This is a genomic window from Pseudomonas sp. URIL14HWK12:I5 (genome assembly GCF_900176445.1).
Lineage (GTDB): Bacteria > Pseudomonadota > Gammaproteobacteria > Pseudomonadales > Pseudomonadaceae > Aquipseudomonas > Aquipseudomonas monteilii.
Genome location: NZ_FWXQ01000003.1, coordinates 349,028 through 375,461 on the forward strand (window position 1 = coordinate 349,028; position 26,434 = coordinate 375,461).

Sequence of the window (26,434 nt, forward strand, 5' to 3'; positions counted from 1 at the left end):
TTCGGAGTCTTCATGTCGTTGTCCAGCGGGCTGATCGCCGTGGTCGCCCTGGCCTATATGGCCGTCATGTTCGCCATCGCCTTCTATGGCGACCGCCGCAGCACGCCGTTGCCGCCGAAACTGCGTGCCTGGGTGTACAGCCTGTCGCTGGCCGTGTATTGCACCAGCTGGACCTTCTTCGGTGCGGTCGGCCAGGCCGCCGAACAGCTCTGGGCGTTCCTGCCGATCTATCTGGGCCCGGTGCTGCTGCTGATCTTCGCGCCCTGGGTGCTGCAAAAGATGGTGCTGATCAGCAAGCAGCAGAACATCACCTCGATCGCCGACTTCATCGCCGCCCGCTACGGCAAGTCGCAGACGCTGGCGGTCGTGGTGGCGCTGATTTGCCTGGTCGGTGTGCTGCCGTACATCGCCTTGCAGCTCAAAGGCATCGTGCTGGGCGTGAACCTGCTGATCGGCGCCAACGCCGATGCCACCGGCACCCGCGTGCAGGACACCGCACTGGTGGTGTCGCTGGTGCTGGCGCTGTTCGCCATTGTGTTCGGTACACGCAGCCTGGATGTGACCGAACACCACCGCGGCATGGTGCTGGCAATTGCCTTCGAATCGCTGATCAAGCTACTGGCCTTCCTCGCGGTGGGCATCTTTATCGTCTTCAACCTGTATGACGGCTTCGACGACCTGTTCAGCCAGGCTCGCCAGTCGATCCACTTGCAGGACTATTGGCAGGAGACCATCAACTGGCCATCAATGGTGGTGCAAACCGCCGTGGCGATGATGGCGATCATCTGCCTGCCGCGGCAGTTCCATGTCACCGTGGTAGAGAACATCGAACCCCAGGACATGCGCCTGGCGCGCTGGGTGTTCCCGATGTACCTGGCACTGGCCGCGCTGTTCGTGGTGCCGATTGCCCTGGCCGGGCAGATGTTGCTGCCGGGCACGGTGATTTCCGACTCGTTCGTCATCAGCCTGCCGCTGGCCGAGGCACACCCGAGCCTTGCCCTGTTGGCGTTCATTGGCGGCGCTTCGGCGGCCACCGGCATGGTCATCGTCGAAGCCGTGGCGCTGTCGACCATGGTGTCCAACGACATGCTGCTGCCCTGGCTGCTGCGCCGCAACAACGCCGAGCGGCCGTTCGAGGCGTTCCGCCACTGGATGCTCTCGGTGCGCCGGGTAACCATCGTGGTGATCCTGTTGCTGGCCTACGTCAGCTACCGCTTGCTGGGGTCCACCGCGAGCCTTGCGACCATCGGCCAGATCGCCTTCGCCGCCGTGACCCAGCTAACCCCGGCCATGCTTGGCGCGCTGTACTGGAAGCAGGCCAACCGGCGCGGCGTGTTCGCCGGCCTTGCCGCGGGTATCTTCCTGTGGTTCTACACCCTGGTGCTGCCGATCACCGCGCACAGCCTTGGCTGGTCACTGCAACTGTTCCCGGGGCTGGCGTGGCTGCACGGCAACCCGCTGGGCCTGCCTATCAGCCCGCTGACCCAGGGCGTGGTGTTGTCACTGGCGGGCAACTTCACCCTGTTTGCCTGGGTCTCGGTGCTTTCGCGCACGCGGGTGTCCGAGCACTGGCAGGCCGGCCGCTTCATTGGCCAGCAAACCGCGCGGCCCAGCAGCAAGCCGCTGCTGGCGGTACAGATCGACGACCTGCTGACCCTCGCCTCGCGCTTTGTGGGTGAAGAGCGTGCACGTCAGAGTTTCATCCGCTTCGCCTACCGCCAGGGCAAGGGCTTCAACCCCAACCAGAACGCCGACGGCGACTGGATCGAGCACACTGAACGCCTGCTGGCCGGGGTACTGGGCACCTCGTCGACCCGCGCCGTGGTCAAGGCCGCCATCGAAGGCCGCGACATGCAGCTGGAAGATGTGGTGCGCATCGCCGACGAAGCCAGCGAAGTGCTGCAGTTCAACCGCGCCCTGCTGCAAGGCGCCATCGAGAACATCAACCAGGGCATCAGCGTGGTCGACCAGAACCTGCACCTGGTGGCCTGGAACCGGCGCTACCTGGAGCTGTTCAACTACCCCGACGGCCTGATCAGCGTGGGCCGGCCCATTGCCGACATCATCCGCTACAACGCCGAGCGCGGTCTGTGCGGCCCGGGCGAAGCGCAGGTGCATGTGGCGCGGCGCCTGCACTGGATGCGCCAGGGCCGTGCGCACTCCTCCGAACGGCTGTTCCCCAATGGCCGGGTGATCGAGCTGATCGGCAACCCGATGCCAGGCGGCGGCTTCGTCATGAGCTTCACCGACATCACCCCGTTCCGCGAGGCCGAGCAGGCCCTGCGCGACGCCAACGAAGGCCTGGAACAACGGGTGGCAGAGCGCACCCAAGAGCTGTCGCAGCTCAATCAGGCACTGTCGGAAGCCAAGAGCCATGCCGAAGCAGTGAGCCAGTCCAAGACCCGCTTCCTGGCAGCGGTCAGCCATGACTTGATGCAGCCGCTGAACGCCGCCCGGCTGTTCTCCGCCGCCTTGTCGCAGCAGGCCGAGGGCATGAACGAAGAGGCCCAGCAGTTGGTGCAGCACATGGACAGCTCGCTGCGCTCGGCCGAAGAGCTGATCAGCGACCTGCTGGACATCTCGCGCCTGGAAAACGGCAAGATCACTCCGGACGCCAAGCCCTTTGCCCTCAACGAACTGTTTGACACCCTGGGGGCAGAATTCAAGGTACTGGCGGCCGAGAAAGGCCTGGAGTTCCGCTTGCGTGGCAGCCGCCTGCGGGTGGACAGCGACATGAAGCTGCTGCGGCGGGTACTGCAGAACTTCCTCACCAATGCCCTGCGTTATGGCAAGAGCCCGATCCTGCTGGGTGCTCGCCGCCAGGGCGAACGCCTGTGGCTGGAAGTGTGGGACCGGGGGCCGGGCATTGCCGACGACAAGCTGCAGGTGATCTTCCAGGAGTTCAAACGCCTGGACAGCCACCAGACCCGCGCCGAAAAAGGCCTGGGCCTGGGCCTGGCAATTGCCGACGGCTTGTGCCGGGTGCTGGGGCACCCGCTGGAAGTACGCTCATGGCCGGGCAAAGGCACGGTGTTCCGGGTCTGCGTGCCGATTGCCCGCCAGCCCGCACCGGCGCCGAGCGCCCCGGTGGAACAGGGTGGCCAACCGCTGGCCGGGCTGCAGGTGCTGTGCGTGGACAACGAAGACAGCATCCTGATCGGCATGAACAGCCTGCTCAGCCGATGGGGTTGCCAGGTATGGACCGCGCGTAACCAGGCCGAATGTGAGGCCCTGCTGGCCAAGGGCATGCGCCCGCACCTGGCATTGGTGGACTACCACCTGGATGACGGCGAGACCGGCATCGGGCTGATGGGCTGGCTACGCGCGCGCCTGGGTGAACCGGTGCCAGGGGTGGTGATCAGTGCCGACGGCAGCAAGGAAACCATCGCCATGGTGCATGCATCTGGCCTGGACTACCTGGCCAAGCCGGTCAAGCCGGCGGCTCTGCGCGCCATGCTCAACCGCCATCTGAGCCTGGTTCAGTAACCGCTGCATCGGGCACCTCGTCGGACAGCGCCCGTTCCAGCAAGTCTGCCGGCAGGCTCTTGCTGGCACGGGCGCCCAGCAGTTTCAGCTGTTCGCTGCGGCTGACCAGATTGCCGCGCCCTTCGCACAATTTGTTGCGGGCTGCGGCATAGGCCTTGTCCACCTGCTGCAGGCGGCTGCCCAGCTCGTCCAGGTCCTGGATGAACAGCACGAACTTGTCGTACAGCCAACCGGCGCGCTCGGCAATTTCGCGGGCGTTCTGGCCTTGACGCTCCTGTTTCCACAGGCTGTCGATCACCCGCAGGGTCGCCAGCAAGGTGGTGGGGCTGACAATCACGATCTGCCGGTCGAAGGCTTCCTGGAACAGGTTGGGCTCAGCCTGCAAGGCTGCCGAGAAGGCCGCCTCGATAGGCACGAACAGCAGCACGAAATCCAGGCTGTGCAGGCCTTCGAGGCGATTGTAATCCTTGCTCGACAGGCCTTTGACGTGGCTGCGCAATGACTGCACGTGCTGCTTGAGCGCGGCCTCGTCGTTGCCGGCGACGAACTGCTGGTACGCCGTGAGGCTGACTTTGGCGTCCACCACCACCTGCTTGTCGCCGGGCAGCATGATCAGCACATCGGGCTGGAAACGCTCGCCGTCGGCACTTTTCAGGCTGACCTGGGTCTGGTACTCGCGGCCCTTTTCCAGGCCTGCATGCTCCAGCACCCGCTCAAGAATCAGCTCACCCCAGTTGCCTTGGGTTTTCTGGCCCTTCAAGGCCTGAGTGAGGTTGGTGGCCTCGTCCGACAAGCGCAGGTTGAGCTGCTGCAGGCGCTCCAGCTCCTTGCCTAGCGAAAAGCGTTCGCGGGCCTCTTGCTGGTAGCTTTCTTCCACGCGCTTTTCGAAGGCATGAATACGCTCCTTGAGCGGGTCGAGCAACTGGCCCAGATGCTGCTGGCTGGTCTGGGCGAAGCGCTGCTCACGCTCGTCGAAGATCTTGGTGGCCATGTCGGCGAACTGGGCGCGCAGGGTATCGCGAGCTTCCTGCAGGTCTTCGAGGCGTTGCTGATGGCTTTCCTGCTGCTCGCGCAGCTCGGCCTCCAGGCGTGCGGTCTGGGCCTCCAGGCGGCGCAGTTCAGCCTCCCGGCTGGCGCGCTCCAGGCTCCAGGCGTGGGCGGCATCGCGGGCATTGTCGCGGTCGACTTGCAGCAGTTCCAGCTCACGGCCCTGGGCGGCCAACTGAGTCTGTTTGACGGTGTTGGCTTCGCTGAGGTCGCTGACTTCATCGCGGCTGGCCTCCAACTGCGCTTGCAGGCCAGCCTGGGCCAGCTGGGCGGCATTGAGGCGTTCTTCAAGCAACGCCTGCTCACCTTGTCGCGCGCCCTGGCGGCGCTGCACCTGCATGACCCACCCCAGGCAGGGTAACGCGCCTGCCACCAAGCCCAGCAGAATGCTGGCAAGATCCACTGTCATGCTTACCCCGAACGATCCTGGATGATTGATGCGCAGCTTATCAGCCCGGCGGGCGTGTTGCCTGTTGCAGCCCGAGTGCTCAGCCCGAGAACCACTGGCGCAGCAACCGCCGCGCTTCCTGCGACCCCTGCCCCGCCGCCAGCTCCAGCCAGTACCGTGCCTGCTCAGGCTCCGTGTGCTGGCACAACCGTGCATATTCCAGTTGCGCCCGCCGATCACCGGCGCGGGCGGCCTGACGCAGCAGTTCATGGCCAATCCGCCGGTCACGGGCATTGCCGCAATCACGGCACAGCATCTGCCCCAGGCGGCTTTGTGCGACCACAACGCCTTGGCGCGCCGGCTGTTTCAACAGGCGCCCAGCCAAGTGCTTGACCTGGGGCTTGTCACCCAGGCGCGGGCTGTCGAGCAACCACAAGGCAACTTTCAGTGAAAAGCGTTTGGGGGGAGGCGTCGATGGCGCAGGGCTGGCGAGGTGTTTGCTACGGAACTTCATGAGTAACAGGTTTGGCAACTCGAAAGGCGCGCCACTCTACTCTTTTTTTTCCGCCGCGGCCTGTCGATTTCTGGAGAATTGAAAAAAATTTAAATGATCTTTTCTTGACGTTTTCGAGGGGATGACCAATCGGTCTGTCGAGGCATGTCGATTGTCGGACAGTTCACTGCTTTGCTAGCACGCCCGTCCTAGAGCAAGCGCTCGGGACAATCCACAGTTCCTGTGGATAACTCGGTGGACAACCCTCTCACACACCCCGCAAAGCCCCGTGGATTGGGGCTTTGCGTCAAACTGACGATTTTTTCACCAGCTAAAAATAGTGTTTTTTTTCATTGACTTAACCGCGCAGTCAAGGCATTGGCGAGGCTGTCGATGCGTGTTGCCGGGCTGTTACAACCGTTGCCCCGAATGTGAACAAGTGCACCATAAACCGCCATTCGAGTGCACGAAATGGGCACATCAACCTGGATACGGTCCATTTGCCCCCTCTTCACAGCAATGCCAATACACGCCATACTGCGCGGCTAACCCGAACGAACGTAGTGCTTGCCAAGCGCCTGCATTTCCAGTAAGGTGCGCCTCGTTAGTACCAAGCTGAAAGTCAATTCTGGCCGCAAGCGTCCTTGCAACCCCTCCTCCCAAGAGTGGCGCTGCTGAAAGCAGGACCGGCCTAATCGATGATTCCCTCGCCAGCCTCAGGCTGCTCAAGCACGAATCACGTGACAGATTGATCAGGATTCCACCCCGACGGCCTAGAACCTTGGCCCCGGCGTGCTGCCTGCCTTCCGAAGTACCTACCAGTCAGCCCAAGCGCCCACCTTTGATTGCGCTCCCTCTGGCTGCCCTGTTCCAGTCAGGTTCGTTCGTCCCTTAATAAAGGCGTCACTGGAACGTTTCTATCATGCACGGATCATAATCCCCGTGTTTAAAGCAGGAACCTCCAACAATATGCATACCCATCATCAAATTCAGGCTGCCATTGGCACCCTCTCCCAGGCCTTCTCGCCGTTGAAGTGCCTTATCGTTGCCCCTCGCAAGGGCAGCTTCAGCTTCACCCTGGTAGACGAACACGGCGTCGCTTGCCACACCGAGCGCCTGTACCCTGAACAGTACAGCCGTAGCGAGCCGCTGCAGGCGGTCATCGCCCGTACTCGCCAATCGCTTACCGCGTGAGCCGCGAATACTGCAGTATTCAAGCGCTGAATCACCCCATCGCCAGTCTGCCTGAACGTACCCGGCGTAATTGCCTGAGGGCATATAGCCCGGTACGTCAGGCAGCAAACGATTTAAAAACAGCCCTTTACACCACGATTATCACACTACACTTCAACTCGAGCGGTCCTTGCCGCTTCCGGCGGGCCTGATCATTCACCAGCTGCCAAGCTCCAGCGCCCGTCCGGCCCTTATCTGCTCGAGGGCATCATGGGTATCGCGGCGAATGAATTGTGTCAGTATGTGATCCGACCCACCCTGGTCTACCTGAACCGTCACTGCGCCAGCGCCGAGGCCTTGTTGCTGGGCATCGCCGCCAGCCAATCGGCACTCGGGTCAGCGTTGCACGACCGACGTGGGCACGGCCTTTACCGCATTGGCGAACACCGCCATCAGGCACTCTGGGACGACTACCTGGCCCGTGATCCCGACCTGGCCAGTCTGGTCCGCGGCCTGGCCAGCCAGCACGCCTTCCTTGGCGGGCCGCACCTGGAGCTCACCGTCAACCTGCGCTACTCCACCGCCATTGCCTGGATGCTCGTCGAAGAACAGGCCACGCCGCTGCCAGCTGCCGACGATTTACTGGCACTGGCGCGCATCTGGCGACAGATTTTCAACCCCCAAGGTCGCCTGCGCGACTTCACTCACGCCTGGCATACCTGCATAGATCGGAGCTTGCCACAGGCATCTTGAGACGCGTCCTACAAAAATACCGGAAAAAAGGGAATTTTGGTCGGATTGTCCTACAAAACCGCTCTAACTCCTGCGATTGAGGCTATAGCGCAGCGCGTGATTTGTTGGTAGCTTTTCGCCCCGGAGATCCCAAGGAGTTTTCTAATAATGAAAAAAGTCATGCTCAAAACCTCCCTCGGCGTAGCCGTTGCTCTTGCTTCCAGCCAACTGCTCGCCAGCGGCTTCGCGCTCAACGAACAGAGCATCAGCAGCATGGGGACAGGTTTCGCGGGACGTTCCTCTTCTGCCGAAGATGCCAGCACCGTGTTTGGCAACCCGGCAGGCATGTCCCGCCTCAAACGCGAACAATTCACCGTGGGCGGCGCTGCCGTCATCGCCAAGTCCGACATCTCGGGCCGGGGCAGCAACCTCGGGGGGGAAACCGATGGTGACATGGTGCCTTTGGTTGGCGTACCGATGGGTTACTACGTCAAGCCGATCGACGACCACTGGAGCGTCGGTTTCGGCGTCTACGTACCATTCGGCCTGGTAACCGACTACGGCAGCGATGACGCCGCACGCTACTGGGGCAAGAAGAGCCACGTCGAGGTTGTCACCTTCCAGCCGACTGTCAGCTATGCCTTCAACGACAAGGTCTCGATCGGCTTCGGCCCGACCATTAACCGCATCAAGGGTGAGCTGGGCTCAAACCTGATCAACCCGTTCACGCCTGGCCGTAACGATGGCGAAGTGAAGATCAAGGGCGACGATACCGCCGTTGGCTACAACATCGGTATCCTGGTACAAGCCACCGACCGCACCCGTGTCGGCCTTACCTACCACTCGATGGTCGACTACAAGCTCGAAGGCAAGACCCGCGTCAGCACGCCGCTGATCGGGCCATTCAACGGCAACAAGTTCGACGCCAGCCTGAAGATCAAGACGCCCGAGTCTGTCGACCTTTCGGTTACCCATGAGCTGGACGACCAGTGGACCCTGTACGCAGGTAGCACCTGGACCCGCTGGAGCCGCCTGAAAGACATCACCGTGCAGAACGATGTGCCGGCCCCACTGGCAGGTTCGGCGTTCCAGACCATCACCGAAGAACAGAACTGGCATGACACCTGGGCCCACGCGATTGGTGCGTCGTACAAGGTCAACAAGGAGTGGGTACTGCGTACCGGCTTCACCGTCGACCAGTCGCCGACCAACAACCACGACCGCTCGCCACGCATCCCGACCGGCGACCGCAAAGTGTTCAGCCTGGGTGCCGGCTGGAGCCCGAACGACGACATGACCATCGACGTGGCCTATTCCTATCTGTGGGAAGAAGACACCAAGGTCAATCAGGTAAGCGCAACCAAAGGCAGCTACCAGGCCAAGTACGAAAACAGCGCCCACGGTATCGGTGCTTCGCTCACCTACCGCTTCTGATTCGTACCCGCCACACAAAAAACCGCCCCCGTGGCGGTTTTTTCATGCCTGCACCTGCCAACTGTCACCCAGGCACTCGCGCAGATAATCCATGAACACGCGTACCTTGGTGGTCATGGCAAAACGGTCGGCCAGGCACAGGTAGATATCCATCGGCTCGGTCTGGGCGTAGGCTTGCCCGCGGTCGCTGTATTCGAACAAGGGCACCAGCGCACCGGAGGCCAGGTGTGGCCGCACGATGAACTCGGCCAGGCGGGTGATGCCACCATCGTGCAGGGCCATCTGGGTCAGGGCATCGATGTCATCGCTGATCAATACGCTGCCGAATTCCGCCTCGAAGCGCAGGCCGTCGCGCATGAAGCCCCAACGCAGAAAGCGCCCATCCACCGGATAGCGAAACACCAGGCAGCGGTGGTCGCGCAGGGCCTCAGGCGTGGCGGGTACGCCGGCGCTTTGCAGGTAACCGGGTGAGGCGCAGCAGATGAACGGGATACGGGCAATGTGCCGGGCCATTAGCTGGTCTTCCAGCTGAGGGGCAATACGCAGGCTCACGTCGACGTCTTCTCGGGCATGGTTCACTCGGCGATCAGTCGTTACCAACTCTATCGAAAGCAATGGGTAGCGGGCACTGAAGGCAGGTATCAGCGGCGCCAGCACGTGACGACCGAACGCTGAAGTCGAGGCAATACATAACCGCCCCTGGGGTTCGCTGTCGGGGGTGGTGACCGCCTGTTCGGCCAGCGCCAGGTCACGCTCGATATGCTTCACACGCTCGTAATACTGGGCGCCAGCGGGGGTCACAGCCATGCTGCGTGTGGTACGGCTGAGCAGTCGCACCTGCAAGTGGCCCTCTAGCCGAGCCAGGTTCTGGCTGACCGCGGCCGGGCTGAGCCCCAGACTGCGGGCGCCAGCGGCAATGCTGCCGGCTTCGACAACCTTGATGAAACTGCGGATGGCGTTGAGCAGGTCCATTTGAGCCCTTGGATTCGTAAGAATCTCTTTATAAAGAACTCAATCCTGCGGGTCTACAGGTGCAGGAGGATGCGTTGCTAACCTGCGCCTCCACTCACGTTTCAGGAGTTCGCATGAGGAACCTGTCCCAGTCGCGCAGCCGACGCAAGTTACGCCCGGGCGCCACACCTTACGTTTTTGCCTTTTACATGTCGTCGATCATGGCACTGCTGATGTGCTTCGTGATCACAGCGGCCAATGCCGGGGTTAACCCGGAGTACCTCAGCAATGTGCTGAAGGCCTATCAATTGGCAATGCCGGTGGCGTTTGTCTGTGTGTTGATGGTCAGGCCGGTGGTGGTGCGGCTGGTGGCGATGACGGTGCATGCGAACTGAAGTAACAACAGCGGACGCATCTCCCGCTCCCGCTCCCGCTCTCGCTCTCGCTCTCGCTCTCGTTCTTGATCTTGATCTTGATCTTGATCTTGATCTTGATCTTGATCTTGATCTTCGCGACTTCAGGAGGCCGAACGCAGGCCTTGCGGAGTGAGGTGACGGGCATGGATGCCCGTCAAGCGCTGGGCCCCAGGATGGGGCCTGCAGCGCGGTCCTCCCGGGAGCAAGGCCGGAGTGAGGGAACCCCGGAGCGCAGCGTAGGGGCCGGATGATGGGAGCGCAGCGTTTTTTGGTTACTTTTTGTCGCGTTTGACAAAAAGTGACTCGCCGTAAGGGCGAAAAGGTGAGTCGGCGTCGCCAAAGCAAATGGACTTTGCGCCACATAAGAACCAGCACTTTTTTGCTTTTCGCTTTTCGCTTTTCGCTTTTCGCTTTTCGCTTTTCGCTTTTCGCTTTTCGCTTTTCGCTATCAGTCCTCAGCATCAAACACAGTCAGAAAACCGCCTCACTGCTGCGAAGCGATGGCCTTTTCGATAGCAGCCCTGAACGCCGGGTCATCCGGTTTGGTCAGGCTGGAGAAATTCCCAATCACCTTACCCTTACGGTCCACCACGTATTTGTAGAAATTCCACTTCGGCGCACTGCTCTGGCTGGCCAATTCAGCGAACAGTGGTATCGCATCCTTACCCCGTACCGGCTGCGTCTTGGTCATGGTGAAGGTGACACCGTAGTTGGCATAGCAAACCTTGGCGGTCTTCTCACTGTCGGCATCTTCCTGCTTGAAGTCATTGGACGGCACGCCCAGCATTTCCAGGCCTTGCTCGTGATACTCCTTGTACGTCGCCTCAAGCCCCTCGAACTGCGGCGCAAAACCGCAATAGCTGGCGGTGTTGACCACCACCAGCGGTTTGCCGGCAAAGCGCTGGCACAGGTCGACCTGACCCTTCCCACGCAATTCCGGCAGGCTACCCTGCAACACGGCCGGGCAATCGGCAGCCCAGCTCGATGTGCTGGCTAGCAGGGCCAGCACCGGCACCATCAACCAATGTGCACGCATGATTCGTTTCTCCCGCATGACGATCCTTGAGCTTGCAGGGTAGCGCCTAACAAACACCCATGCCCAGTTGCATCAATGCCATCCCCCCCTGATGCCAGCCCCACCACACCAGCGCCAACAGCGCCAAAGCAGCAAGGGCCAGCAGCCCACGGGCCAGGTAGCGGTTCATGCGGCCTGGGCCTGCAAGCGGGCAACCGGACGCTCGCGCACCGGCCAATTAAGGGCGGCAGCCAGCAGGCTGAGCAGGATGGAAATCTGCCAGACCAGGTCGTAGCTGCCAGTGCGGTCATACACCACCCCACCCAACCAGCCACCGAGGAAGGCCCCAAGCTGGTGGAACAGGAAGACGATACCGCCGAGCATGGACAGGTTGCGCACCCCGAACACCGTCGCCACGGTGCCATTGGTCAACGGCACTGTGGACAGCCAAAGCAGGCCCATGGCGATACCGAACAGGTAAGCACTGAACTCGCTCACCGGCGCCCACAGGAACAGCAGGATTACCACCGCACGTAGCAAGTAAAGCCCGGTCAGCAGACGCGGCTTGGACATGCGACCACCCAGCCAGCCAGCAGTGAAAGTACCTACGATATTGAACAGGCCGACCAAGGCCAGCACCGTGGTACCGGTGGTTGCAGCCAGGTGCTGGTCTACCAGATAGGCCGGCAGGTGCACACCAATGAACACCACCTGGAAGCCGCAGACGAAAAAGCCCAGCGCCAGCAACCAGAAGCCGGAATGCGAGCACGCCTCGCGCAGTGCCTGGCCCAGGGTCTGTTCGGCGCCATGGCTGGGCAGCGGGCGGTCGCGCAGCAGGCCGACGAAGGGCACGATAAACGCCACCATCAGGCCCAACACCAGCAACGCCGCCGACCACCCCAACCACTGGATCAGACCCAAGGTACCGGGCAGCATGGCGAACTGGCCAAACGAACCGGCAGCGCTGGCAATCCCCATCGCCATACTGCGCTTCTCGGCAGGCACAGCACGCCCGACCACGCCAAGGATGACCGAGAACGACGTGCCGGACAGGCCGATGCCGATCAGCAAGCCGGCACTGAGCGACAACGACAAGGCCGAATCGGCCATGCCCATCAGGATCAAACCGACGGCATAGAGAATGCCACCGATGATCACCACCCGCGCGGCACCCAGGCGGTCGGCCAAGGCTCCGGCGAAGGGTTGGGCCAGCCCCCAGATCAGGTTCTGCAAGGCGATGGCAAAGGCGAACACCTCACGCCCCCAGCCAAAATCGGCGCTCATCGGCGCCAGGAACAGGCCAAAGCCATGTCGCACACCCAAGGAAAGCGCCAGGATCAACGCCGCCCCCACCAATACCCAACCGCTGGTTCGCCACACCGAAGTCATTGTCGTTATCTCCAGCACATCGCAAGGTTTTTGCGGGTATATACCCGCTTATAGTCGTATCGATTCAGGCCAGTTGGCCCAGCAAACGCACCAGCTCATCCCGCTGCCCTGCCCCCAGTCGCTCCACCAGCTCCGTTTGAGCCTGCTCCCAGGCGGGATGGGCGTCACACAATAGCTGCTTACCCGCTTCGGTCAGCAGCACCACGCGATTGCGTTGGTCATCGCCATCCACCAGGGCCAACAGCCCCTCGGCCTCAAGCACCCGCAGGTTGCGGCCCAAGGTGCTGCGCTCCAGGCCCATCGCTTCGGCCAGGGTCGTGATGCTAGGGCGATCAAGCCGCTGCAGATGGCGTAACAGGGAAAACTGGGCGACATTGACCCCAAAGCCGGCAAGCGCTTCGTCGTAATGTCGGCTCACCCCACGGGCAGCGCGACGTAGATGGGTACAGATGCATTCACTGGGCAGCATGGATACGTGTATATACCCGCGTCATAGGTGTTGCAAGAAATTTCGCCTTGGAGGTAACAGCAACCGATCGCTCAGAGCCCCACGGCCAAACCCAGCACCACAGCAAGCTCAAGCAACTCCACCATCGCGCCAGCGGTATCCCCGGTGGTCCCGCCAAGGCGCCGGCACATCAGTTGCCGCAACCCTGCAAATACAGCGACTGTCAGCAACAGTATCCAGCATGCGCCCCAGCCACCTGCGACCAGGCACATGACCGCGCTGCCCAGCAAAGCCCAATAGGCCTCACGGCGCGGCAGATGATCGGCCAGGGCTTGGCCCAGGCCACCCGAGCGCACGTAGGGGGTACCCAGGAACAGGGCCAACATTGCCGCCCGACCAATCAAGGGCGCCAGCAGCAATTGCGCTCCGATGCCCTGCTCCACCAGCACCCACAAGGCGCAGAACTTCAGCAACAGCACCAATACCAGGGTGACCACGGCAATCGGCCCGCTGCGCGGGTCTTTCATGATCTGCAAGGTGCGTTCACGGTCGCCGAAGCCACCCAGCCAGGCATCAGCACTGTCGGCCAGGCCATCCAGGTGCAAGGCACCACTGAGCAACACCCACACTGTCAGAAGCAAAGCGGCATGCAGCGGTGCTGGCGTACCTTGCAGCAGATGGCTAGCCAGCCACAGCAGTAAGCCGAACAGCAACCCGACCAGCGGGTAGAACAGCAGCGAACGCCCCATTTCACGTGGTGCCGGCATGCCAGGCAGGCTTACGGGCAGGCTGCTGAGAAACTGCAAGGCAATCCAGAATGGCAACATTTCAGCACGCCTCGACCCACTGGCCATCGACACCCGGTACCAGCCGCACCAGCGCACCATGCCCCACCTCAACCTGCAGCAGCTGCGCCCTCGGCAAGCCACGGGCTCGGGCCAGCAATAGCCGCATCACACCGCCATGGGTGACCAGCAGCACGCGCTTGCCAGCATGTTGACGGCCCAGCCGCTCGACAGCAGCCAGCACACGTTCGGCAAACGCCTCGACTGGCTCGCCATTGGGTGGCGTAAAGGCGTAAGGGTTCTCCCAGAACCGACCCAGAGCATCCGCCTGGTCTTCCATGATCTGCGCAGCGCTTCGGCCCTCCCAGTCGCCAAAATGCAGCTCCTGAAGGCCGGGTTCTCGTTGCACCGGCAAATTCAACTGCGCCCCCAGTTCATCGGCAAAGCGGGCGCAGCGCTGCAGCGGCGAGCTGACCAGCACCTCCCAGGGCCCTGCCTCGGCCACGGCACCACGCATCTGCGCCCAGCCCTTGTCAGTCAACGCATCGTCAAGGCTGCCGCGCAGGCCGCCCTGTTCGGTTTCGCCATGGCGCAACAAGTCGAGGATCATGCCGGGCGGTCCGCCACCGCAGCTTCGGCGAACGTCGCCATCTGCCCGTGCAGCGCGCAGGCGAGGCGCAGCAGCGGCACGGCGAGCGCAGCACCACTGCCCTCACCCAAACGAAGGCCCAGCGCCAGGAGCGGTTCGGCCTGCAAGGCCTCGAGCAATGCTTTGTGCCCGGGTTCCGCCCCTTGGTGAGCGAACAGCAACCACGCCCGGCACTGCGGATTAAGGCGCACCGCCGCCAGCGCGGCAACGCTACAGATGAAGCCGTCGACCAGTACGGCGATACCCGCCTGCGCACAAGCGATGTAGGCGCCCGCCAACGCAGCGATCTCAAAGCCACCGACGCAACCCAAGGCTTGCAGCGGGTCCGCAGCCTGCAACTTGTGCAAGCGCAGGGCGTGCTCAATGACTTCGGCCTTGTGCCTCACACCCGCGCTGTCCAGGCCCGTGCCCGGGCCGCTCAGTTCAGCAGGCGGGCAGCCCAGCAGGACGCTGGCCAAGGCGGCGGCGGCTGTGGTGTTGCCTATCCCCATCTCGCCACCGATGAACAGCTGCGCACCCCGTTCGGCAGCACGCAGCGCGCTGTCGCGGCCCGCCTGCAAAGCAGCTTGCAGTTGGCCTTCAGTCATTGCCGGCTGGCGAGCGAAGTTGGCCGTACCGGCCCCAAGGCGCAAGTGGTGCACGCCCGGCAAGGCCAGATCAGGGTCGATGGTGCCCAGGTCGACCACTTCGAGGCTGGCCTGCAGCTCGCGCGCCAGCACGCTGATCGCTGCACCACCCCCTAGGAAGTTGCGCAGCATCTGCCCGGTCACCGCCTGCGGGTAAGCTGAGATACCCTCCTCGACCACCCCGTGGTCACCGGCAAAAACAGTGATGGCGGCCTGATCCAGCACCGGCCTTTCCCGCCCCTGCAGGCCGGCAAGCTGAATGGCCAGGCCTTCAAGCTGGCCAAGCGAACCGGCAGGCTTGGTCAGTTGCTGCTGACGGGCGCGGGCCTGGTCCATGGCGGCGTTATCGAGGGGTTGGCAGGCATCACGCCACCAGGCTTGTGTCATAGTGCAGGTCCTTTAAGCATTAAGGGCAGGCCGGCCACGGTCAGCACAACGCGCTGACAACGTTCGGCCACGGCCTGGTGAAGCCAGCCGGCCAGGTCGACATAACGCCGGGTCAGCTCGCCCATGGGCACGACGCCCAGGCCGGTTTCGTTACTGACCAGGATCAGGGTGCCAGGCAACTGCTCAAGGCAGACCAGCAGGGCATCTCGTTCCTCAGCCAGGCGCTGGTCATTTTCAAGCATCAGCAGGTTGGTCAACCACAGGGTCAGGCAGTCCACCAGCAGGCAACGGCCTTCGGCCGCTTCGGCGCGCAGCACAGCGGCCAGGGCCAGCGGTTCTTCGATCAGCCCCCAGTCGTCCGGACGGCGTTGGCGGTGCAGCAACACACGTTCGTTCATTTCACCGTCCAGCGGCTGGCTGGTGGCAATGTAGGTCACCGGCAGGCCACTGGCACTGGCCAACTGTTCGGCGAGGCGGCTCTTGCCAGAGCGGGCGCCACCGAGGATCAGGCTGCGCATGTCAGGCTACCCCACAGAGTTGGCGCAAGCGCGTGGTGTCCAGGTGTTTTTCCACCAGGTCGGCCAGGCGCTCGATGTCGCGCTCGCGCAGGGCTTCGTAATCGATGGTCTGGACATCTTCCAGGCCGGCCCAGCGCAGCAGCGCGGCGCACGAGTGGCTGCCCTCGAACAGGCCGTGCAGGTAGGTGGCAAGGATCTGCCCATCATCGCTCACCGCGCCATCACAACGACCATCAGCCAGTTGCGCGGCAGGCTGTTCCAAACCAGGGCCGGTGGTGACGCCTGCGTGAATCTCATAACCGGCAACCGGGGCCGCTTCAAGGTTCAGTACCCCGGCAACGTTGCGCAACTGCTTCTGGGCCTCAAGCACCGTGGCGTAATCCAGCAGGCCAAGCCCCGGGCTCGATCCGGCAGGGCCCTCGAGGCCTAGCGGGTCATGCACTTCACGGCCCAGCATCTGCAGGCCACCACAAATGCCGATCAGCTTGCCGCCGTAGCGCAGGTGCCGCTCGATGGCTTTGTCCCAACCGCGCTCGCGCAGTTGCGCCAGGTCGCCACGCACGCTCTTGGAGCCCGGCAGGATGATCAGGTCGGCAGCCGGAATCGGCTGGCCCGGGCCAATGAACTGCAGGTCCACCTGCGGGTGCAGGCGCAGCGGGTCGAAGTCGGTGTGGTTACTGATGCGCGGCAGTACCGGCACGATCACCTTGAGCACACGCTCGCTTTTGGCGCCTTGGCGCACATCGATGCCGTCTTCGGCTTCCAGGTGCAAATCGGTGACGTAGGGCAACACGCCCAGCACCGGCTTGCCGGTGCGTTGCTCCAGCCAGTCCAGCCCCGGCTGCAACAGGGCGATGTCGCCACGGAAGCGGTTGATGACAAAGCCCTTGACCCGCGCCTGCTCACTGGGCGAAAGCAGCTCCAGCGTGCCGACAAGGTGCGCGAACACGCCGCCACGGTTGATGTCGGCGACCAGGATCACCGGGCAATCGACGGCTTCGGCAAAGCCCATGTTGGCGATGTCGCCGGCCCGCAGGTTGATCTCTGCCGGTGACCCGGCGCCCTCGACCATGACCACCGGCCAGGCGGCACTCAGGCGCTGGTGCGAAGCAAGCACCGCCTGCATGGCGATGGCCTTGTAGTCGTGGTAGGCCACCGCATTCATGCTGGTGACCGCACGGCCATGAATGATCACCTGGGCACCGGTGTCGCTGTTGGGCTTGAGCAGTACCGGGTTCATGTCGGTATGCGGCGCCAGCCGGCACGCCTGGGCCTGCACTGCCTGAGCGCGGCCAATTTCGCCGCCGTCGGCGGTTACCGCGCTGTTCAGCGCCATGTTCTGCGGTTTGAACGGCACCACAGCGACGCCCTGGCGCAACAGCCAGCGGCACAATGCGGTCACCAGCGTGCTCTTGCCGGCATCGGAGGTGGTGCCTTGCACCATGAGGGTGGTCATGCCGATTCCTTTTGATAGTCGGTCAGCGCCTGGGCCAGGCGCTGTTCGTCGGCCGCACTCTCGGGCAGCCCCAGGCGCACGGCCGGAGGGTTTTCGAACAGGCGCACCAGGATGCCGCGACGGGCAAGAAAGTCATGCAACGGCGCGGCACGCTCGCTGCGCACGTACTGGAACAAGTCACAACCGCCGCTTGGCGCCAGGCCTGTGCCAGCCAACAAGGTGGCAAGGCGCTTGCTGGCAGCAGCGCAACGTTCAGTCTGCAAACGCTGCGCAGCTTCGTCGGCCAAGCTTGCCTGGGCCAGCACCCGGGTCGGGCCGTTGACGGTCCAAGGGCCAAGCAACTCGGCCAGACGCAACAGCAGGCTGCGCTCAGCGGCGACGAAGCCCAGCCGCACTCCGGCCAAACCGAAGAATTTACCGAATGAACGCAGCACGATCAGGCCCTCGCGACCCGCGCAGTCCACCACGCTGTCTGCCGGGGTGTTGTCCATGAACGCTTCATCGACCAGCAGCCAGCCACCGCGCGCAGCCAGGCGCGCATGCCAAGCCAACAGCTTCTCACGCGGGACCCGCCGCCCGGTCGGGTTGTTGGGGTTGACCAGCACCAGCACGTCGAGGCTATCGAGCGCTGCGTCAACCTGTGCCTCGTCCAGCTCAACCAACTGATGTCCCGCCCGCTGCCAGGCGTACGGGTGTTCGGCATAACATGGCGTCAGCACCCCTGTCCGGCCTGCGGCGCGCAGCAGCGGCAAAGCCTGGATTGCGGCCTGAGAGCCCGCTACCGGCAGCAGCTGGCTGGCACCGTAGTACGCGCGTGCAGCGTCTTCCAGGCCGTCCTCGACCTCCGGTAGACGCGCCCACGCATCCATAGGAATCGGTGGGATCGGGAATGGCCAGGGCGCGATGCCGCTGGACAGGTCGAGCCACTGCTCGCGAGGAATGCCATACTGCTGCACTGCGCGCAGCAGGCGGCCACCGTGTTCAAGCATTGATGTAAGCCCCCAGGCAGATCAACAACAGCCACAACCACACCCCCCGCTGCACCAGGGCCCAACCACGCTCGATGGCATCGGCATCGGCCACTGGCCCCTCGCCCAGGCGCGGCCGCTCATGAAGCTCGCCGTGGTACACCGCCGGGCCACCGAGCTCCACGCCCAGTGCACCGGCACCTGCAGCCATCACCGGGCCGGCGTTAGGGCTGTCCCACAGGGGGCCCTGCTTGCGCCAGCAGGCCAGGGCCAGGCGGGTCTTGCCCAGCAGCGCATAAGTCAGCGCCACCAGCCTTGCGGGAAGGTAGTTGAGCACGTCGTCGATACGCGCCGCGCACCAGCCGAAACGTTCGAAGCGCTCGTTACGGTAGCCCCACATGGCATCCAGCGTGTTGCTCAGGCGATACAGCACCACACCCGGCGCGCCAGCTACCACGAACCAGAACAGCGCGGCGAACACCGCATCGCTGCCGTTCTCCAGCACCGACTCGGTGGCCGCCCGGGCCACTGCCGGCTCGTCCAGTTCGCGGGTTTCGCGGCTGACCAGGTAGCCGACGCGCCGACGCGCCTCTTCAAGGTTGCCTTGGCGCAACGCGTTGGCCACCGGCAGCACATGCTCACCCAGGCTGCGCAGCCCCACGGCGCAGTACAGCGCCAGCACATCCACCAGCCAGCCGATGTAAGGCAGCCACGACAAGACCAGCGCCACCAGGGTCAGCGGCACCACCGCCAGAAACCACGCACTCACCCCATGGCTGCGCCAGCCGCGCCCGCCGGCATTCAGGCGGCGCTCAAGGTTACTGGCCATGTTGCCAAAAGCCACCAACGGGTGACGCCGCTGCGGTTCGCCCAGCAAAGCGTCCAGGGCTACCCCGGCCACGGTCAGCAAGGCCACGCTCATTGACGCTCTCCCCATTGGTTCTCGTAAAGCATTTCGCTCAAGGGCCGCTCTTCGGCCCAGTTTTCCTGCACCAGCATCGGCACCGGGTAGAACTCGGTGACCGGCCCCAGGCACAGCACCGCCACCGGTTTGGCGCCCGCAGGCATGCCCAGCAAAGCGGCCAAAGCCTGCGGCTCGAACAGCGACACCCAGCCCATGCCCAGCCCTTCGCCACGCGCAGCCAGCCACAGGTTCTGGATGGCACAGGCCAGCGAGGCCAGGTCCATTTCCGGCAGCGTGCGGCGGCCGAAGATGTGCGGTTCCCGGTTATCCATCAAGGCCGCCACCAGCAGCTCGGCGCAGTCGTTGATGCCTTCAACCTTCAGCTTCATGAAGGCATCGGAACGCTCGCCCAACGCCTCGGCGGTGCGCACCCGCTCCGCCTCCACCAAGGCCTGGATGCCCCCACGCAGGTCACGCCGGGTAATGCGGATAAAGCGCCACGGCTGCATCAGCCCGACACTGGGCGCCTGATGCGCGGCGGCCAGCAAACGGGCAAGCAGCTCTGGCGCCACCTGGCCACCGGCAAAATGGCGCATGTCGCGACGCTCGCCAATGGCCCGGTAGATCGCGGCGCGCTCGACGTCGCTGAAGGCATGTTCGCTCATGGCCGCAACAGCGCCGCCGACGCATCCGGGTTGGAGGGGAAGTAGAAATGCACGTATGAGGCCGTCAACCGGCCCGAGCGATACACCGCTTCGTTGCCACGCCCGCCATTAGGGCTAAGGCCACGGGCGATCGGTTCCAGCTCGGTGCTGGTCAGCGAGTGATGGTAGGTATGGCCACGCAAGGTGCCCTCCGGCAGTTCTACCGCCTGCAGCGCCAGGGCCGCCAGGCGCTTCTGCATGGTCGCCTCGCCCCGCAGCAGGCCCAGCAGTTCGGCACGCTCGCCTGCCACGTCGGTCAAGGCATCGAGCAGGTACAGCATGCCGCCGCACTCGGCCAGCAAGGGTTTGCCCTGAGCATGATGGGCGCGGATTGCCTCGCACATCGGCGCATTGGCGGCCAGGGCATGGTGATGCAGCTCGGGGTAGCCGCCCGGCAGGTACAGGCTATCCACCGCCGGTAGTTCGCGGTCGTGCAGCGGCGAGAAGAATTCCAGCTGCGCCCCGAGGTTGCGCAGCAGATCGAGGTTGGCCCCGTAGGTAAAGGCAAACGCTTCGTCGCGTGCCACGCCGATGCGCACCCCTGCCAGCGAAGCAGCACACGCTTGTGTTTCGGGCTCGGCAAAGCTCACCGGCGGTGGCAAGGCTGCGTCGCAGCTGGCGCCAAGCGCCTCGGCGGCGGCATCCAGGCGGGCATCCAGGTCGTTCAGCTCGCTGGCCTGAACCAGCCCGAGATGGCGGCTGGGCAACTCGATGCCGCGCTCGCGCGACAAGCCGCCATACCAGCGCAAGCCCTGGGTCAGGCTACCTTCCAGCAGTTGCGCGTGGCGCAGGCTGCCCACCCGGTTGGCCAACACCCCGGCAAACGGCAAGTCGGCCTGGTAGCGCGCCAGGCCCAGGGCCAATGCGCCGAACGTCTGGGCCATGGCCGTGCCGTCGATCACCGCCAGCACCGGCACGCCGAAGTGGCGCGCCAGGTCGGCGCTGGACGGGGTGCCATCAAACAGCCCCATCACCCCTTCGATCAGGATCAGGTCGGCCTCGCCCGCGGCGTCCCACAGCAGGCGACGGCTTTCTTCGGCACCGATCATCCACAGGTCCAGTTGGTACACCGGCGCGCCGCTGGCGCGCTCCAGGATCATCGGGTCAAGGAAATCCGGGCCACACTTGAACACGCGCACCTTGCGCCCGAGGTTACGGTGCAAGCGGGCCAGCGCGGCGGTGACGGTAGTCTTGCCCTGGCCAGAGGCTGGTGCCGCGATCAACACGGCGGGGCAATGGCGCGATTGACTCACAGTTCAACGCCCTTCTGTGCGCGAATGCCCGCCTGGAAGGCGTGCTTGAGCATACCCATCTCGGTCACGGTATCGGCCAGTTCGATCATTTCAGGCTTGGCCGCGCGACCCGTGACAATCACATGCTGCATCGGCGGGCGGGCCTGGATGTCTGAAAGCACCTGGTCCAGGTCGAGGTAGCCGTGCTTGAGGGCGATGTTCAGCTCATCCAGCACCACAAACTGCACATCTGGGTCTTGCAGCAGCTGGCGCGACACCGCCCAGGCGGCTTCGGCGGCGGCGATGTCACGCTGGCGGTCCTGGGTTTCCCAGGTGAAGCCCTCCCCCATCACGTGGTAGCGCACCTGCTCAGGGAAGCGGCGGAAGAACAGCTCTTCCCCGGTGCTGTTGCGGCCCTTGATGAACTGCACAACACCGCACTGCATGCCATGGCCCAGCGCGCGCGCGAGCATGCCGAAGGCCGAGCTGCTCTTGCCCTTGCCATTGCCGGTCAGCACCAGCAACAGGCCGCATTCGTTGGGGGAATTGGCGATACGTTCGTCGATGACCGCCTTCTTGCGCTGCATGCGCGCCAGGTGGCGTTCGTCACGTTCGGTGGATTCGCTCATCAGGGTTCTCCGCTGGCTGGCACCGTGGCAACGCACGCTGACAGGTAATAGGCAGGCAAACGGAGTACGCGCAGGGGCCATGGCAGGGCGCCACGGTGCACCGCGCATCACCCTCCGTGATGCCGTTGGCAGTAACAGGCCGGTCTCCGGGCTTGTGAGCGGGCTTTGGCCCGGGCCTGCGCGCCTTCCCGGGTACCTGTACCCAGTGGCCCTGCGCGGCCGCGACTCACCTACCGTTGCGGGGGCAGCGCCGGAATCGCGCCATGCTGGCGCCCACCGGCTTCCCAGTTTCACCCTGCCCAGTCGGGGCTGGCAGGGCACCTGAAACACGCGCGAAGGTTAGAGGGTTGTACCGGGAGCGTCAATCGAAGCGGGCCGCTTTGCAGCCGAACAGGCAGCGCCTGGGTAATGGCCAATTCGCCGGGTTGTGCCACACTGAATGCAGTGATATCACATAGCCATCACTTTCAGCTGGACGCGATTACAACGATAACAGGAGAGCGCAGCATGCGAGGCCAGATCATCAACAACCCGCGCCTGGAGTTTCTCGCCCCGGTGCTGGAGCGCTGGGGGGACTGCATCGACCGCTTCAATCAATTTGCTGGCGATGCCGAAGCGCCTTATTGGCATGGCGCAGCCGCGAATACCGGGCTGCTTGCCGCAGCCGCGTGGCAGGCCGAACTCACGGCGCTGCAACAGTTTGCCGGCAAGAAGCAGCGCGACGAAGGCGAACACGAAGGGCGCTGCGACCTGTCGATCACCAGTGCCGATGAAGCGCTGTACCTCAGTGTCAGCCAGCGCTGGCCAAAAATTGCCCGAGTGGACATGGCCGAAGCGTTGCAGCAGACCGCTGCCCTCGCGCGCCAGGTGGCCTACCCCAGTCAGTTGAGAGCCGGCGCGCTGTTCATCAGCCCGTGGAAGGCTGGCCAGCACGCCAGCCCCGAGGAACTGCAGGACCTGGTCGACGATTTGCAGAACCATACCGCCTGTGCCATTGCCTGGTACTTTCCGTACCCCTATCGCAAATTGCACAACGAGCTGGGGCAGTATTTTCCGGGGGTGGCGTTGCTGCTCAAGCAGGCTTGAACCAACGCCGGCGCAGCGGGGATCTTGGTCTTGATCTTCGCGACGTCAGGAGGCCGGAGTGAGGCCTCCTGACGTCGCAATCGGCGGCGCCTGAAGTATCGCGCGCTTAAAATCAGAAGCAATGGCAACGGCCCTGGTATTCAGGGGTTTTGCGCCAGGTGCCCTTGCGGAATCACCCGCTTGGCCTGCAAGTACGCCTTGGCCCAATAGCTGTTGGAAAGGTAGTCCAGGCGCACCGTTCCGCCTGTCGAGGGCGCATGCACAAAGCGCCCTTCGCCAACATAGATACCGGCATGGCTGACCTGCGAGCCACCACTGGTAGCAAAGAACACCAGGTCACCGGACTGCAGCGACTGGGCATCCACCGTGGGTGCGCGCATGACGATCATCTCCCGCGTCGAACGCGGCAGGCTGATGCCGGCAGCATCACGGTAGACGTACTTGATCAGGCCACTGCAGTCGAAGCCGGAGTCCGGCGTATTGCCACCCCAACGGTAAGGCGTACCCACAAGGCCAATGGCACGGATCAATACGTCATCGGCAATCGGCGAGGGGCTTGGCTGGCTGTAGGAAACCTGCGGCTGAACCACAGGTGCCGGCGCTGGAGCGCGGCTGGAGCAGGCCGCCAGCAAGGCTGCCAGGGAGAGAAATGCGAAGCGCGCCATCTTTACCATGGCCAGAACATCCTGTCTGAGATTGCTGCGCTGCAGCCAAAAAGAGTTGAGAATTTAGATTAGACGCTTTCTGTAAATACGCACGGCGGCGAGCTTTTTTCAAAGCATCGCCGCCGTGGCAGGGTACAGCATTTTGCCATCAGTTGCGCGCGATGTTGGTCGGCGCCATGGCCAAGGCACGCTTGGCTTCGATGAAGGTCTTGCTCCAGTAGCGGTCACCGAGGCTGTCGATGCGCACGCCACCGCTGCGGCGGCTGCTGGAGTGGATGAACTGGTTGTCACCCAGATAGATGCCGGCATGGCTGACGCGGCCGCGACCGTTGGTGCTGAAGAACAGCAGATCGCCCGGCTTGAGCTTGTTGCGGGCCACTTTCGGGGCATCGACGTTGATCATTTCGCGCGTCGAGCGTGGCAGGGTCATACCCGCCTCTTCGCGGAACAGATAGCCGATGAAACCGCTGCAGTCGAAACCGGACTTTTCAGAGGTACCACCGAAGCGGTAGCGAGTGCCGATCAACGACATGCCGCGCTCGAGAATACTGTCCGCCAGCACGGGCAGCTGGTAGGGCTTGCTGTTGCTGGAGAAGGCCTCCAGGTCATCTTCAGTGGCCAGCTCTTCCGGCTCGCCGAACACCGACGAGGACGAAGCTTTAGCCTTGATCACCGATTGTGTGGCGACCGGGGTGTGATCCTGAGGCTGAGAAACCGGGCCTTGGGCCGCGCAGCCAAAAAGCAGGGTCACGAGTGCGAGTGGCACGAGGGGTGCGAAGCGCTTTAGCATGGGCACGACCGTGTCTGTAATCCTTTAGAAGGGTGAAACTATGCCCTCTATCATGGCCATTTGCAAATTTTATCGAAAAAGATGTGACTTTTTTGTTTTTCCGCTCTGGCCCAGCGTTTTCAGGGGGTTACCAGCCGAGGGTTTCCTTGAGGAACGGAATGGTAAGCTTGCGTTGTGCCTGCAGCGAGGCCTGGTCGAGGCGCTCCAGCAGGTCGAACAGCGCGCTCATGCTGCGCGCACCGCGGGTGAGGATGAAGTGACCGACTTCGTCGGTGAGGTGCAGGCCGCGGCGCGAAGCACGCAGTTGCAGGGCTCGCAGCTTGTCTTCGTCAGACAAACCACGCATCTGGAACACCAGGGCCAAGGTCAGCCGCGACTTCAGGTCCGGCAACTTGATGGGCAATTCGCGCGGGGATGCCGAGGCGGCCAGCAGCAAGCGCCGGCCACTGTCACGCAGGCGGTTGAACAAGTGGAACATGGCCTCTTCCCAGTCCGCCTTGCCGGCAATCACGTGCAAGTCGTCGATGCATACCAGTTCGTACTGGGCGAGGTAGTCAAGCAGTTCTACGCCGCGATCGAGCAGTTGCGCCAATGGCAGATAGACAGCAGGTTCGCCGCGTTGCTGGAAGCGGTGGGTGGCAGCCTGCAGCAGGTGGCTACGGCCAACACCCTGCTTGCCCCACAGGTAGATAAGGCTCTCGGTCCAGCCGGCGTCGGCTTCGCATAGCCGCTCGACGTAGCCCAATGCCGCAGCATTGGCGCCCGGATAGTAGTTGATGAAGGTGGCGTCATCGCGCAGGCGCACACCCAGGGGCAACTGGATCGGTGGTTTCATGCTCGCGGGCGGTCAGCAGGACCGAAGGGGCCTTTGGTGAACAATGTTGCAAAGTCTATACCCGCAAGGCGGGCCGCACAATCACGGCAACAGATAGCACAAGCAAAATCAACAAGTTGCGCTAAGTTGGGGGCTGCATCGCAGCCCCAACATCACAACTGCGGGTCGATATCCCCGGCATACATGTCCGATTCCTTGTACATGTCATGCACATGCCGCAGCAGCACCATGATCACGGCCGCCACCGGCAGTGCCAGCAACACCCCGGTAAAACCGAACAGTTCGCCACCGGCCAGGATGGCAAAGATCACCGCTACCGGGTGCAGGCCGATTCGGTCCCCTACCAGCAGCGGCGTCAACACCATGCCTTCGAGTGCCTGCCCGACCATGAATACCGCGACGATGCCCAGCATCGGATACAGGTCGCCCCCAAACTGGAACAACCCCGCCACCAAGGCCGCACCGATACCTATGATGAAGCCCATGTAGGGCACGATGGCGGCCAACCCTGCGAGCATACCGATGAGCAGGCCCAGTTCCAGCCCGACCAGCATCAACCCGGCCGAATAAATGACGCCCAAGGCCAGCATTACCATCAGTTGCCCACGCACGAACGCCCCGAGTACTTCGTGGCATTCGCCCGCCAACCCGACCACCTGCGGCTCACGCTGGCGTGGCAGCAGGCTGCGCAGCTTGGCCATCATCAGGTCCCAGTCACGCAGCAGGTAAAAGCCCACCACCGGAATAAGTACCATGTTGGCCAGCCAGGCCATCAGCGCCAGGCTCGAGGCCGTGGCATGCGACAGCAGCATGCCGACGATGTCGGTGGTCTGGCCCATGTGGCCAGCGATGGCAGCTTTGATCTTGTCGAACTTCCAGAAGCCATCAGCCAGGCCCAAGCGGCTCTGCACCCAAGGCAACGCAACATGCTCAAGCCAGTCGAGCATCTGTGGCGCCAGCTCGTACAGGCGCACCAGCTGCTTGGCAAGCATCGGCACCAGCACCAGCAGCAGGGCCAGCAACAGCAGGGTGAACAGGCCGAATACCACCACAACACCCCATGTGCGCGACAGCCCCAGACGCTCCAGGCGGTCAACCAATGGGTCGGCCAGGTAGGCCAGCAGGATGCCGACCAGAAACGGGGTAAGAATGTTGTGCAAGCTATAGAGCAGCACAGCGACCAGCAGGGCAGCGCCCAGCCAGATCCAGCGACGAACGTCGGTCACGG

Annotated in this window: 27 protein-coding genes and 1 riboswitch; of the genes, 6 read left to right on the forward strand and 21 right to left on the reverse strand. The window is 63.3% G+C overall.

The window, feature by feature from the left end; genetic code table 11:
- The first annotated feature begins 12 nt into the window (after positions 1-12).
- On the forward strand, positions 13-3,486 hold the full coding sequence (locus tag B9A31_RS09755; RefSeq protein ID WP_019097080.1) for a PAS domain-containing hybrid sensor histidine kinase/response regulator: 3,474 nt from the start codon (positions 13-15) through the stop codon (positions 3,484-3,486).
- On the opposite strand, the gene rmuC is transcribed toward B9A31_RS09755, so the two are convergent.
- Together rmuC and B9A31_RS09765 are read right to left on the reverse strand one after the other, a co-directional pair.
- The gene (gene rmuC / locus B9A31_RS09760; RefSeq protein WP_161751474.1) at positions 3,458-4,828 is read right to left on the reverse strand and encodes a DNA recombination protein RmuC; all 1,371 of its coding nucleotides are present in this window, start codon (positions 4,826-4,828) and stop codon (positions 3,458-3,460) included. The genes B9A31_RS09755 and rmuC overlap by 29 nt on opposite strands.
- A 193-nt stretch (positions 4,829-5,021) precedes the next feature.
- Positions 5,022-5,435, reverse strand: a complete 414-nt coding sequence (locus tag B9A31_RS09765) for a tetratricopeptide repeat protein (RefSeq protein ID WP_033693674.1) — start codon at positions 5,433-5,435, stop codon at positions 5,022-5,024.
- Between the two features lie 948 nt (positions 5,436-6,383).
- Here B9A31_RS09765 and B9A31_RS09770 point away from each other — a divergent pair.
- The 3 genes from B9A31_RS09770 (at position 6,384) to B9A31_RS09780 (ending at position 8,753) form a co-directional block, all read left to right on the forward strand.
- A complete protein-coding gene (locus B9A31_RS09770; RefSeq protein WP_016715487.1) occupies positions 6,384-6,608 on the forward strand; it encodes a hypothetical protein in 225 nt (74 codons plus the stop codon).
- 249 nt (positions 6,609-6,857) lie between these two features.
- The gene (locus B9A31_RS09775) at positions 6,858-7,340 is read left to right on the forward strand and encodes a hypothetical protein (protein WP_019097078.1); all 483 of its coding nucleotides are present in this window, start codon (positions 6,858-6,860) and stop codon (positions 7,338-7,340) included.
- A gap of 147 nt (positions 7,341-7,487) precedes the next feature.
- Positions 7,488-8,753, forward strand: a complete 1,266-nt coding sequence (locus tag B9A31_RS09780) for an OmpP1/FadL family transporter (protein WP_019097077.1) — start codon at positions 7,488-7,490, stop codon at positions 8,751-8,753.
- Positions 8,754-8,795: 42 nt separating this feature from the next.
- On the opposite strand, the gene B9A31_RS09785 is transcribed toward B9A31_RS09780, so the two are convergent.
- Positions 8,796-9,725: a LysR family transcriptional regulator gene (locus B9A31_RS09785; protein ID WP_019097076.1), complete on the reverse strand. Its 930-nt coding sequence runs from the start codon at positions 9,723-9,725 to the stop codon at positions 8,796-8,798.
- Positions 9,726-9,838: 113 nt separating this feature from the next.
- On the opposite strand from B9A31_RS09785, the gene B9A31_RS09790 reads away from it, so the two are divergent.
- Positions 9,839-10,099, forward strand: coding sequence for a DUF2798 domain-containing protein (locus B9A31_RS09790; protein ID WP_027615810.1), 261 nt, complete (start codon positions 9,839-9,841; stop codon positions 10,097-10,099).
- A gap of 505 nt (positions 10,100-10,604) precedes the next feature.
- Here B9A31_RS09790 and B9A31_RS09795 read toward each other — a convergent pair.
- The 14 genes from B9A31_RS09795 to cobO form a co-directional block, all read right to left on the reverse strand.
- On the reverse strand, positions 10,605-11,156 hold the full coding sequence (locus B9A31_RS09795; RefSeq protein WP_019099289.1) for a glutathione peroxidase: 552 nt from the start codon (positions 11,154-11,156) through the stop codon (positions 10,605-10,607).
- A gap of 46 nt (positions 11,157-11,202) precedes the next feature.
- Positions 11,203-11,325: a hypothetical protein gene (locus tag B9A31_RS27455; RefSeq protein WP_016715481.1), complete on the reverse strand. Its 123-nt coding sequence runs from the start codon at positions 11,323-11,325 to the stop codon at positions 11,203-11,205.
- Positions 11,322-12,524: an MFS transporter gene (locus B9A31_RS09800; protein WP_084296912.1), complete on the reverse strand. Its 1,203-nt coding sequence runs from the start codon at positions 12,522-12,524 to the stop codon at positions 11,322-11,324. The genes B9A31_RS27455 and B9A31_RS09800 overlap by 4 nt, the downstream gene beginning before the upstream one ends.
- 64 nt (positions 12,525-12,588) lie before the next feature.
- A complete protein-coding gene (locus B9A31_RS09805) occupies positions 12,589-12,993 on the reverse strand; it encodes a MarR family winged helix-turn-helix transcriptional regulator (RefSeq protein WP_016715479.1) in 405 nt (134 codons plus the stop codon).
- 71 nt (positions 12,994-13,064) lie between these two features.
- On the reverse strand, positions 13,065-13,799 hold the full coding sequence (locus B9A31_RS09810) for an adenosylcobinamide-GDP ribazoletransferase (protein WP_025754894.1): 735 nt from the start codon (positions 13,797-13,799) through the stop codon (positions 13,065-13,067).
- 1 nt (position 13,800) lies between these two features.
- The gene (locus B9A31_RS09815; RefSeq protein ID WP_019099291.1) at positions 13,801-14,367 is read right to left on the reverse strand and encodes a histidine phosphatase family protein; all 567 of its coding nucleotides are present in this window, start codon (positions 14,365-14,367) and stop codon (positions 13,801-13,803) included.
- The gene (gene cobT, locus B9A31_RS09820) at positions 14,364-15,419 is read right to left on the reverse strand and encodes a nicotinate-nucleotide--dimethylbenzimidazole phosphoribosyltransferase (RefSeq protein WP_025754892.1); all 1,056 of its coding nucleotides are present in this window, start codon (positions 15,417-15,419) and stop codon (positions 14,364-14,366) included. The genes B9A31_RS09815 and cobT overlap by 4 nt, the downstream gene beginning before the upstream one ends.
- Positions 15,416-15,937, reverse strand: a complete 522-nt coding sequence (gene cobU / locus B9A31_RS09825) for a bifunctional adenosylcobinamide kinase/adenosylcobinamide-phosphate guanylyltransferase (RefSeq protein WP_025754891.1) — start codon at positions 15,935-15,937, stop codon at positions 15,416-15,418. Before cobU ends, cobT begins: the two co-directional genes overlap by 4 nt.
- 1 nt (position 15,938) lies before the next feature.
- Positions 15,939-17,393 carry a cobyric acid synthase gene (locus tag B9A31_RS09830; RefSeq protein ID WP_084296913.1) on the reverse strand — a complete coding sequence of 485 codons (1,455 nt, stop codon included), beginning with the start codon at positions 17,391-17,393 and terminating at the stop codon, positions 15,939-15,941.
- Positions 17,390-18,382 carry a threonine-phosphate decarboxylase CobD gene (gene cobD / locus B9A31_RS09835; protein WP_019099293.1) on the reverse strand — a complete coding sequence of 331 codons (993 nt, stop codon included), beginning with the start codon at positions 18,380-18,382 and terminating at the stop codon, positions 17,390-17,392. The genes B9A31_RS09830 and cobD overlap by 4 nt, the downstream gene beginning before the upstream one ends.
- Positions 18,375-19,283, reverse strand: coding sequence for an adenosylcobinamide-phosphate synthase CbiB (gene cbiB, locus B9A31_RS09840; protein WP_016715472.1), 909 nt, complete (start codon positions 19,281-19,283; stop codon positions 18,375-18,377). The genes cobD and cbiB overlap by 8 nt, the downstream gene beginning before the upstream one ends.
- Entirely contained in the window at positions 19,280-19,930 is a 651-nt protein-coding gene (gene bluB, locus B9A31_RS09845) for a 5,6-dimethylbenzimidazole synthase (RefSeq protein ID WP_084296914.1), read from the reverse strand. The genes cbiB and bluB overlap by 4 nt, the downstream gene beginning before the upstream one ends.
- A complete protein-coding gene (locus B9A31_RS09850; RefSeq protein WP_019099294.1) occupies positions 19,927-21,222 on the reverse strand; it encodes a cobyrinate a,c-diamide synthase in 1,296 nt (431 codons plus the stop codon). Before B9A31_RS09850 ends, bluB begins: the two co-directional genes overlap by 4 nt.
- Complete coding sequence (gene cobO, locus B9A31_RS09855; protein WP_016715469.1) at positions 21,219-21,830, reverse strand: cob(I)yrinic acid a,c-diamide adenosyltransferase; 612 nt, start codon at positions 21,828-21,830, stop codon at positions 21,219-21,221. The genes B9A31_RS09850 and cobO overlap by 4 nt, the downstream gene beginning before the upstream one ends.
- A 119-nt stretch (positions 21,831-21,949) precedes the next feature.
- Positions 21,950-22,170, reverse strand: a riboswitch (cobalamin riboswitch).
- Between the two features lie 167 nt (positions 22,171-22,337).
- Here cobO and B9A31_RS09860 point away from each other — a divergent pair.
- A complete protein-coding gene (locus tag B9A31_RS09860; protein ID WP_084296915.1) occupies positions 22,338-22,916 on the forward strand; it encodes a hypothetical protein in 579 nt (192 codons plus the stop codon).
- Positions 22,917-23,056: 140 nt separating this feature from the next.
- Here B9A31_RS09860 and B9A31_RS09865 read toward each other — a convergent pair whose 3' ends face one another.
- The 4 genes from B9A31_RS09865 to B9A31_RS09880 form a co-directional block, all read right to left on the reverse strand.
- Positions 23,057-23,590 (reverse strand): C40 family peptidase, encoded by a 534-nt coding sequence (locus B9A31_RS09865; protein WP_016715467.1) that lies wholly within the window; start codon positions 23,588-23,590, stop codon positions 23,057-23,059.
- 139 nt (positions 23,591-23,729) lie between these two features.
- Positions 23,730-24,371, reverse strand: coding sequence for a C40 family peptidase (locus B9A31_RS09870; protein WP_019099296.1), 642 nt, complete (start codon positions 24,369-24,371; stop codon positions 23,730-23,732).
- Between the two features lie 127 nt (positions 24,372-24,498).
- Complete coding sequence (hda, locus tag B9A31_RS09875; protein WP_003252443.1) at positions 24,499-25,206, reverse strand: DnaA regulatory inactivator Hda; 708 nt, start codon at positions 25,204-25,206, stop codon at positions 24,499-24,501.
- A 152-nt stretch (positions 25,207-25,358) separates the two neighbouring features.
- Complete coding sequence (locus B9A31_RS09880; protein ID WP_019099297.1) at positions 25,359-26,432, reverse strand: AI-2E family transporter; 1,074 nt, start codon at positions 26,430-26,432, stop codon at positions 25,359-25,361.
- Between the last annotated feature and the right edge of the window lie 2 nt (positions 26,433-26,434).

Coding starts and splice junctions, on each gene's coding strand:
- B9A31_RS09755 (WP_019097080.1), top strand. CDS start 13: ATGTCGTTGTCCAGCGGGCTGATCGCCGTGGTCGCCCTGGCCTATATG.
- B9A31_RS09765 (WP_033693674.1), bottom strand. CDS start 5,435: ATGAAGTTCCGTAGCAAACACCTCGCCAGCCCTGCGCCATCGACGCCT.
- B9A31_RS09770 (WP_016715487.1), top strand. CDS start 6,384: ATGCATACCCATCATCAAATTCAGGCTGCCATTGGCACCCTCTCCCAG.
- B9A31_RS09775 (WP_019097078.1), top strand. CDS start 6,858: ATGGGTATCGCGGCGAATGAATTGTGTCAGTATGTGATCCGACCCACC.
- B9A31_RS09780 (WP_019097077.1), top strand. CDS start 7,488: ATGAAAAAAGTCATGCTCAAAACCTCCCTCGGCGTAGCCGTTGCTCTT.
- B9A31_RS09785 (WP_019097076.1), bottom strand. CDS start 9,725: ATGGACCTGCTCAACGCCATCCGCAGTTTCATCAAGGTTGTCGAAGCC.
- B9A31_RS09790 (WP_027615810.1), top strand. CDS start 9,839: ATGAGGAACCTGTCCCAGTCGCGCAGCCGACGCAAGTTACGCCCGGGC.
- B9A31_RS09795 (WP_019099289.1), bottom strand. CDS start 11,156: ATGCGTGCACATTGGTTGATGGTGCCGGTGCTGGCCCTGCTAGCCAGC.
- B9A31_RS27455 (WP_016715481.1), bottom strand. CDS start 11,325: ATGAACCGCTACCTGGCCCGTGGGCTGCTGGCCCTTGCTGCTTTGGCG.
- B9A31_RS09800 (WP_084296912.1), bottom strand. CDS start 12,524: ATGACTTCGGTGTGGCGAACCAGCGGTTGGGTATTGGTGGGGGCGGCG.
- B9A31_RS09805 (WP_016715479.1), bottom strand. CDS start 12,993: ATGCTGCCCAGTGAATGCATCTGTACCCATCTACGTCGCGCTGCCCGT.
- B9A31_RS09810 (WP_025754894.1), bottom strand. CDS start 13,799: ATGTTGCCATTCTGGATTGCCTTGCAGTTTCTCAGCAGCCTGCCCGTA.
- B9A31_RS09815 (WP_019099291.1), bottom strand. CDS start 14,367: ATGATCCTCGACTTGTTGCGCCATGGCGAAACCGAACAGGGCGGCCTG.
- cobT (WP_025754892.1), bottom strand. CDS start 15,419: ATGACACAAGCCTGGTGGCGTGATGCCTGCCAACCCCTCGATAACGCC.
- cobU (WP_025754891.1), bottom strand. CDS start 15,937: ATGCGCAGCCTGATCCTCGGTGGCGCCCGCTCTGGCAAGAGCCGCCTC.
- B9A31_RS09830 (WP_084296913.1), bottom strand. CDS start 17,393: ATGACCACCCTCATGGTGCAAGGCACCACCTCCGATGCCGGCAAGAGC.
- cobD (WP_019099293.1), bottom strand. CDS start 18,382: ATGCTTGAACACGGTGGCCGCCTGCTGCGCGCAGTGCAGCAGTATGGC.
- cbiB (WP_016715472.1), bottom strand. CDS start 19,283: ATGAGCGTGGCCTTGCTGACCGTGGCCGGGGTAGCCCTGGACGCTTTG.
- bluB (WP_084296914.1), bottom strand. CDS start 19,930: ATGAGCGAACATGCCTTCAGCGACGTCGAGCGCGCCGCGATCTACCGG.
- cobO (WP_016715469.1), bottom strand. CDS start 21,830: ATGAGCGAATCCACCGAACGTGACGAACGCCACCTGGCGCGCATGCAG.
- B9A31_RS09860 (WP_084296915.1), top strand. CDS start 22,338: ATGCGAGGCCAGATCATCAACAACCCGCGCCTGGAGTTTCTCGCCCCG.
- B9A31_RS09865 (WP_016715467.1), bottom strand. CDS start 23,590: ATGGTAAAGATGGCGCGCTTCGCATTTCTCTCCCTGGCAGCCTTGCTG.
- B9A31_RS09870 (WP_019099296.1), bottom strand. CDS start 24,371: ATGCTAAAGCGCTTCGCACCCCTCGTGCCACTCGCACTCGTGACCCTG.
- hda (WP_003252443.1), bottom strand. CDS start 25,206: ATGAAACCACCGATCCAGTTGCCCCTGGGTGTGCGCCTGCGCGATGAC.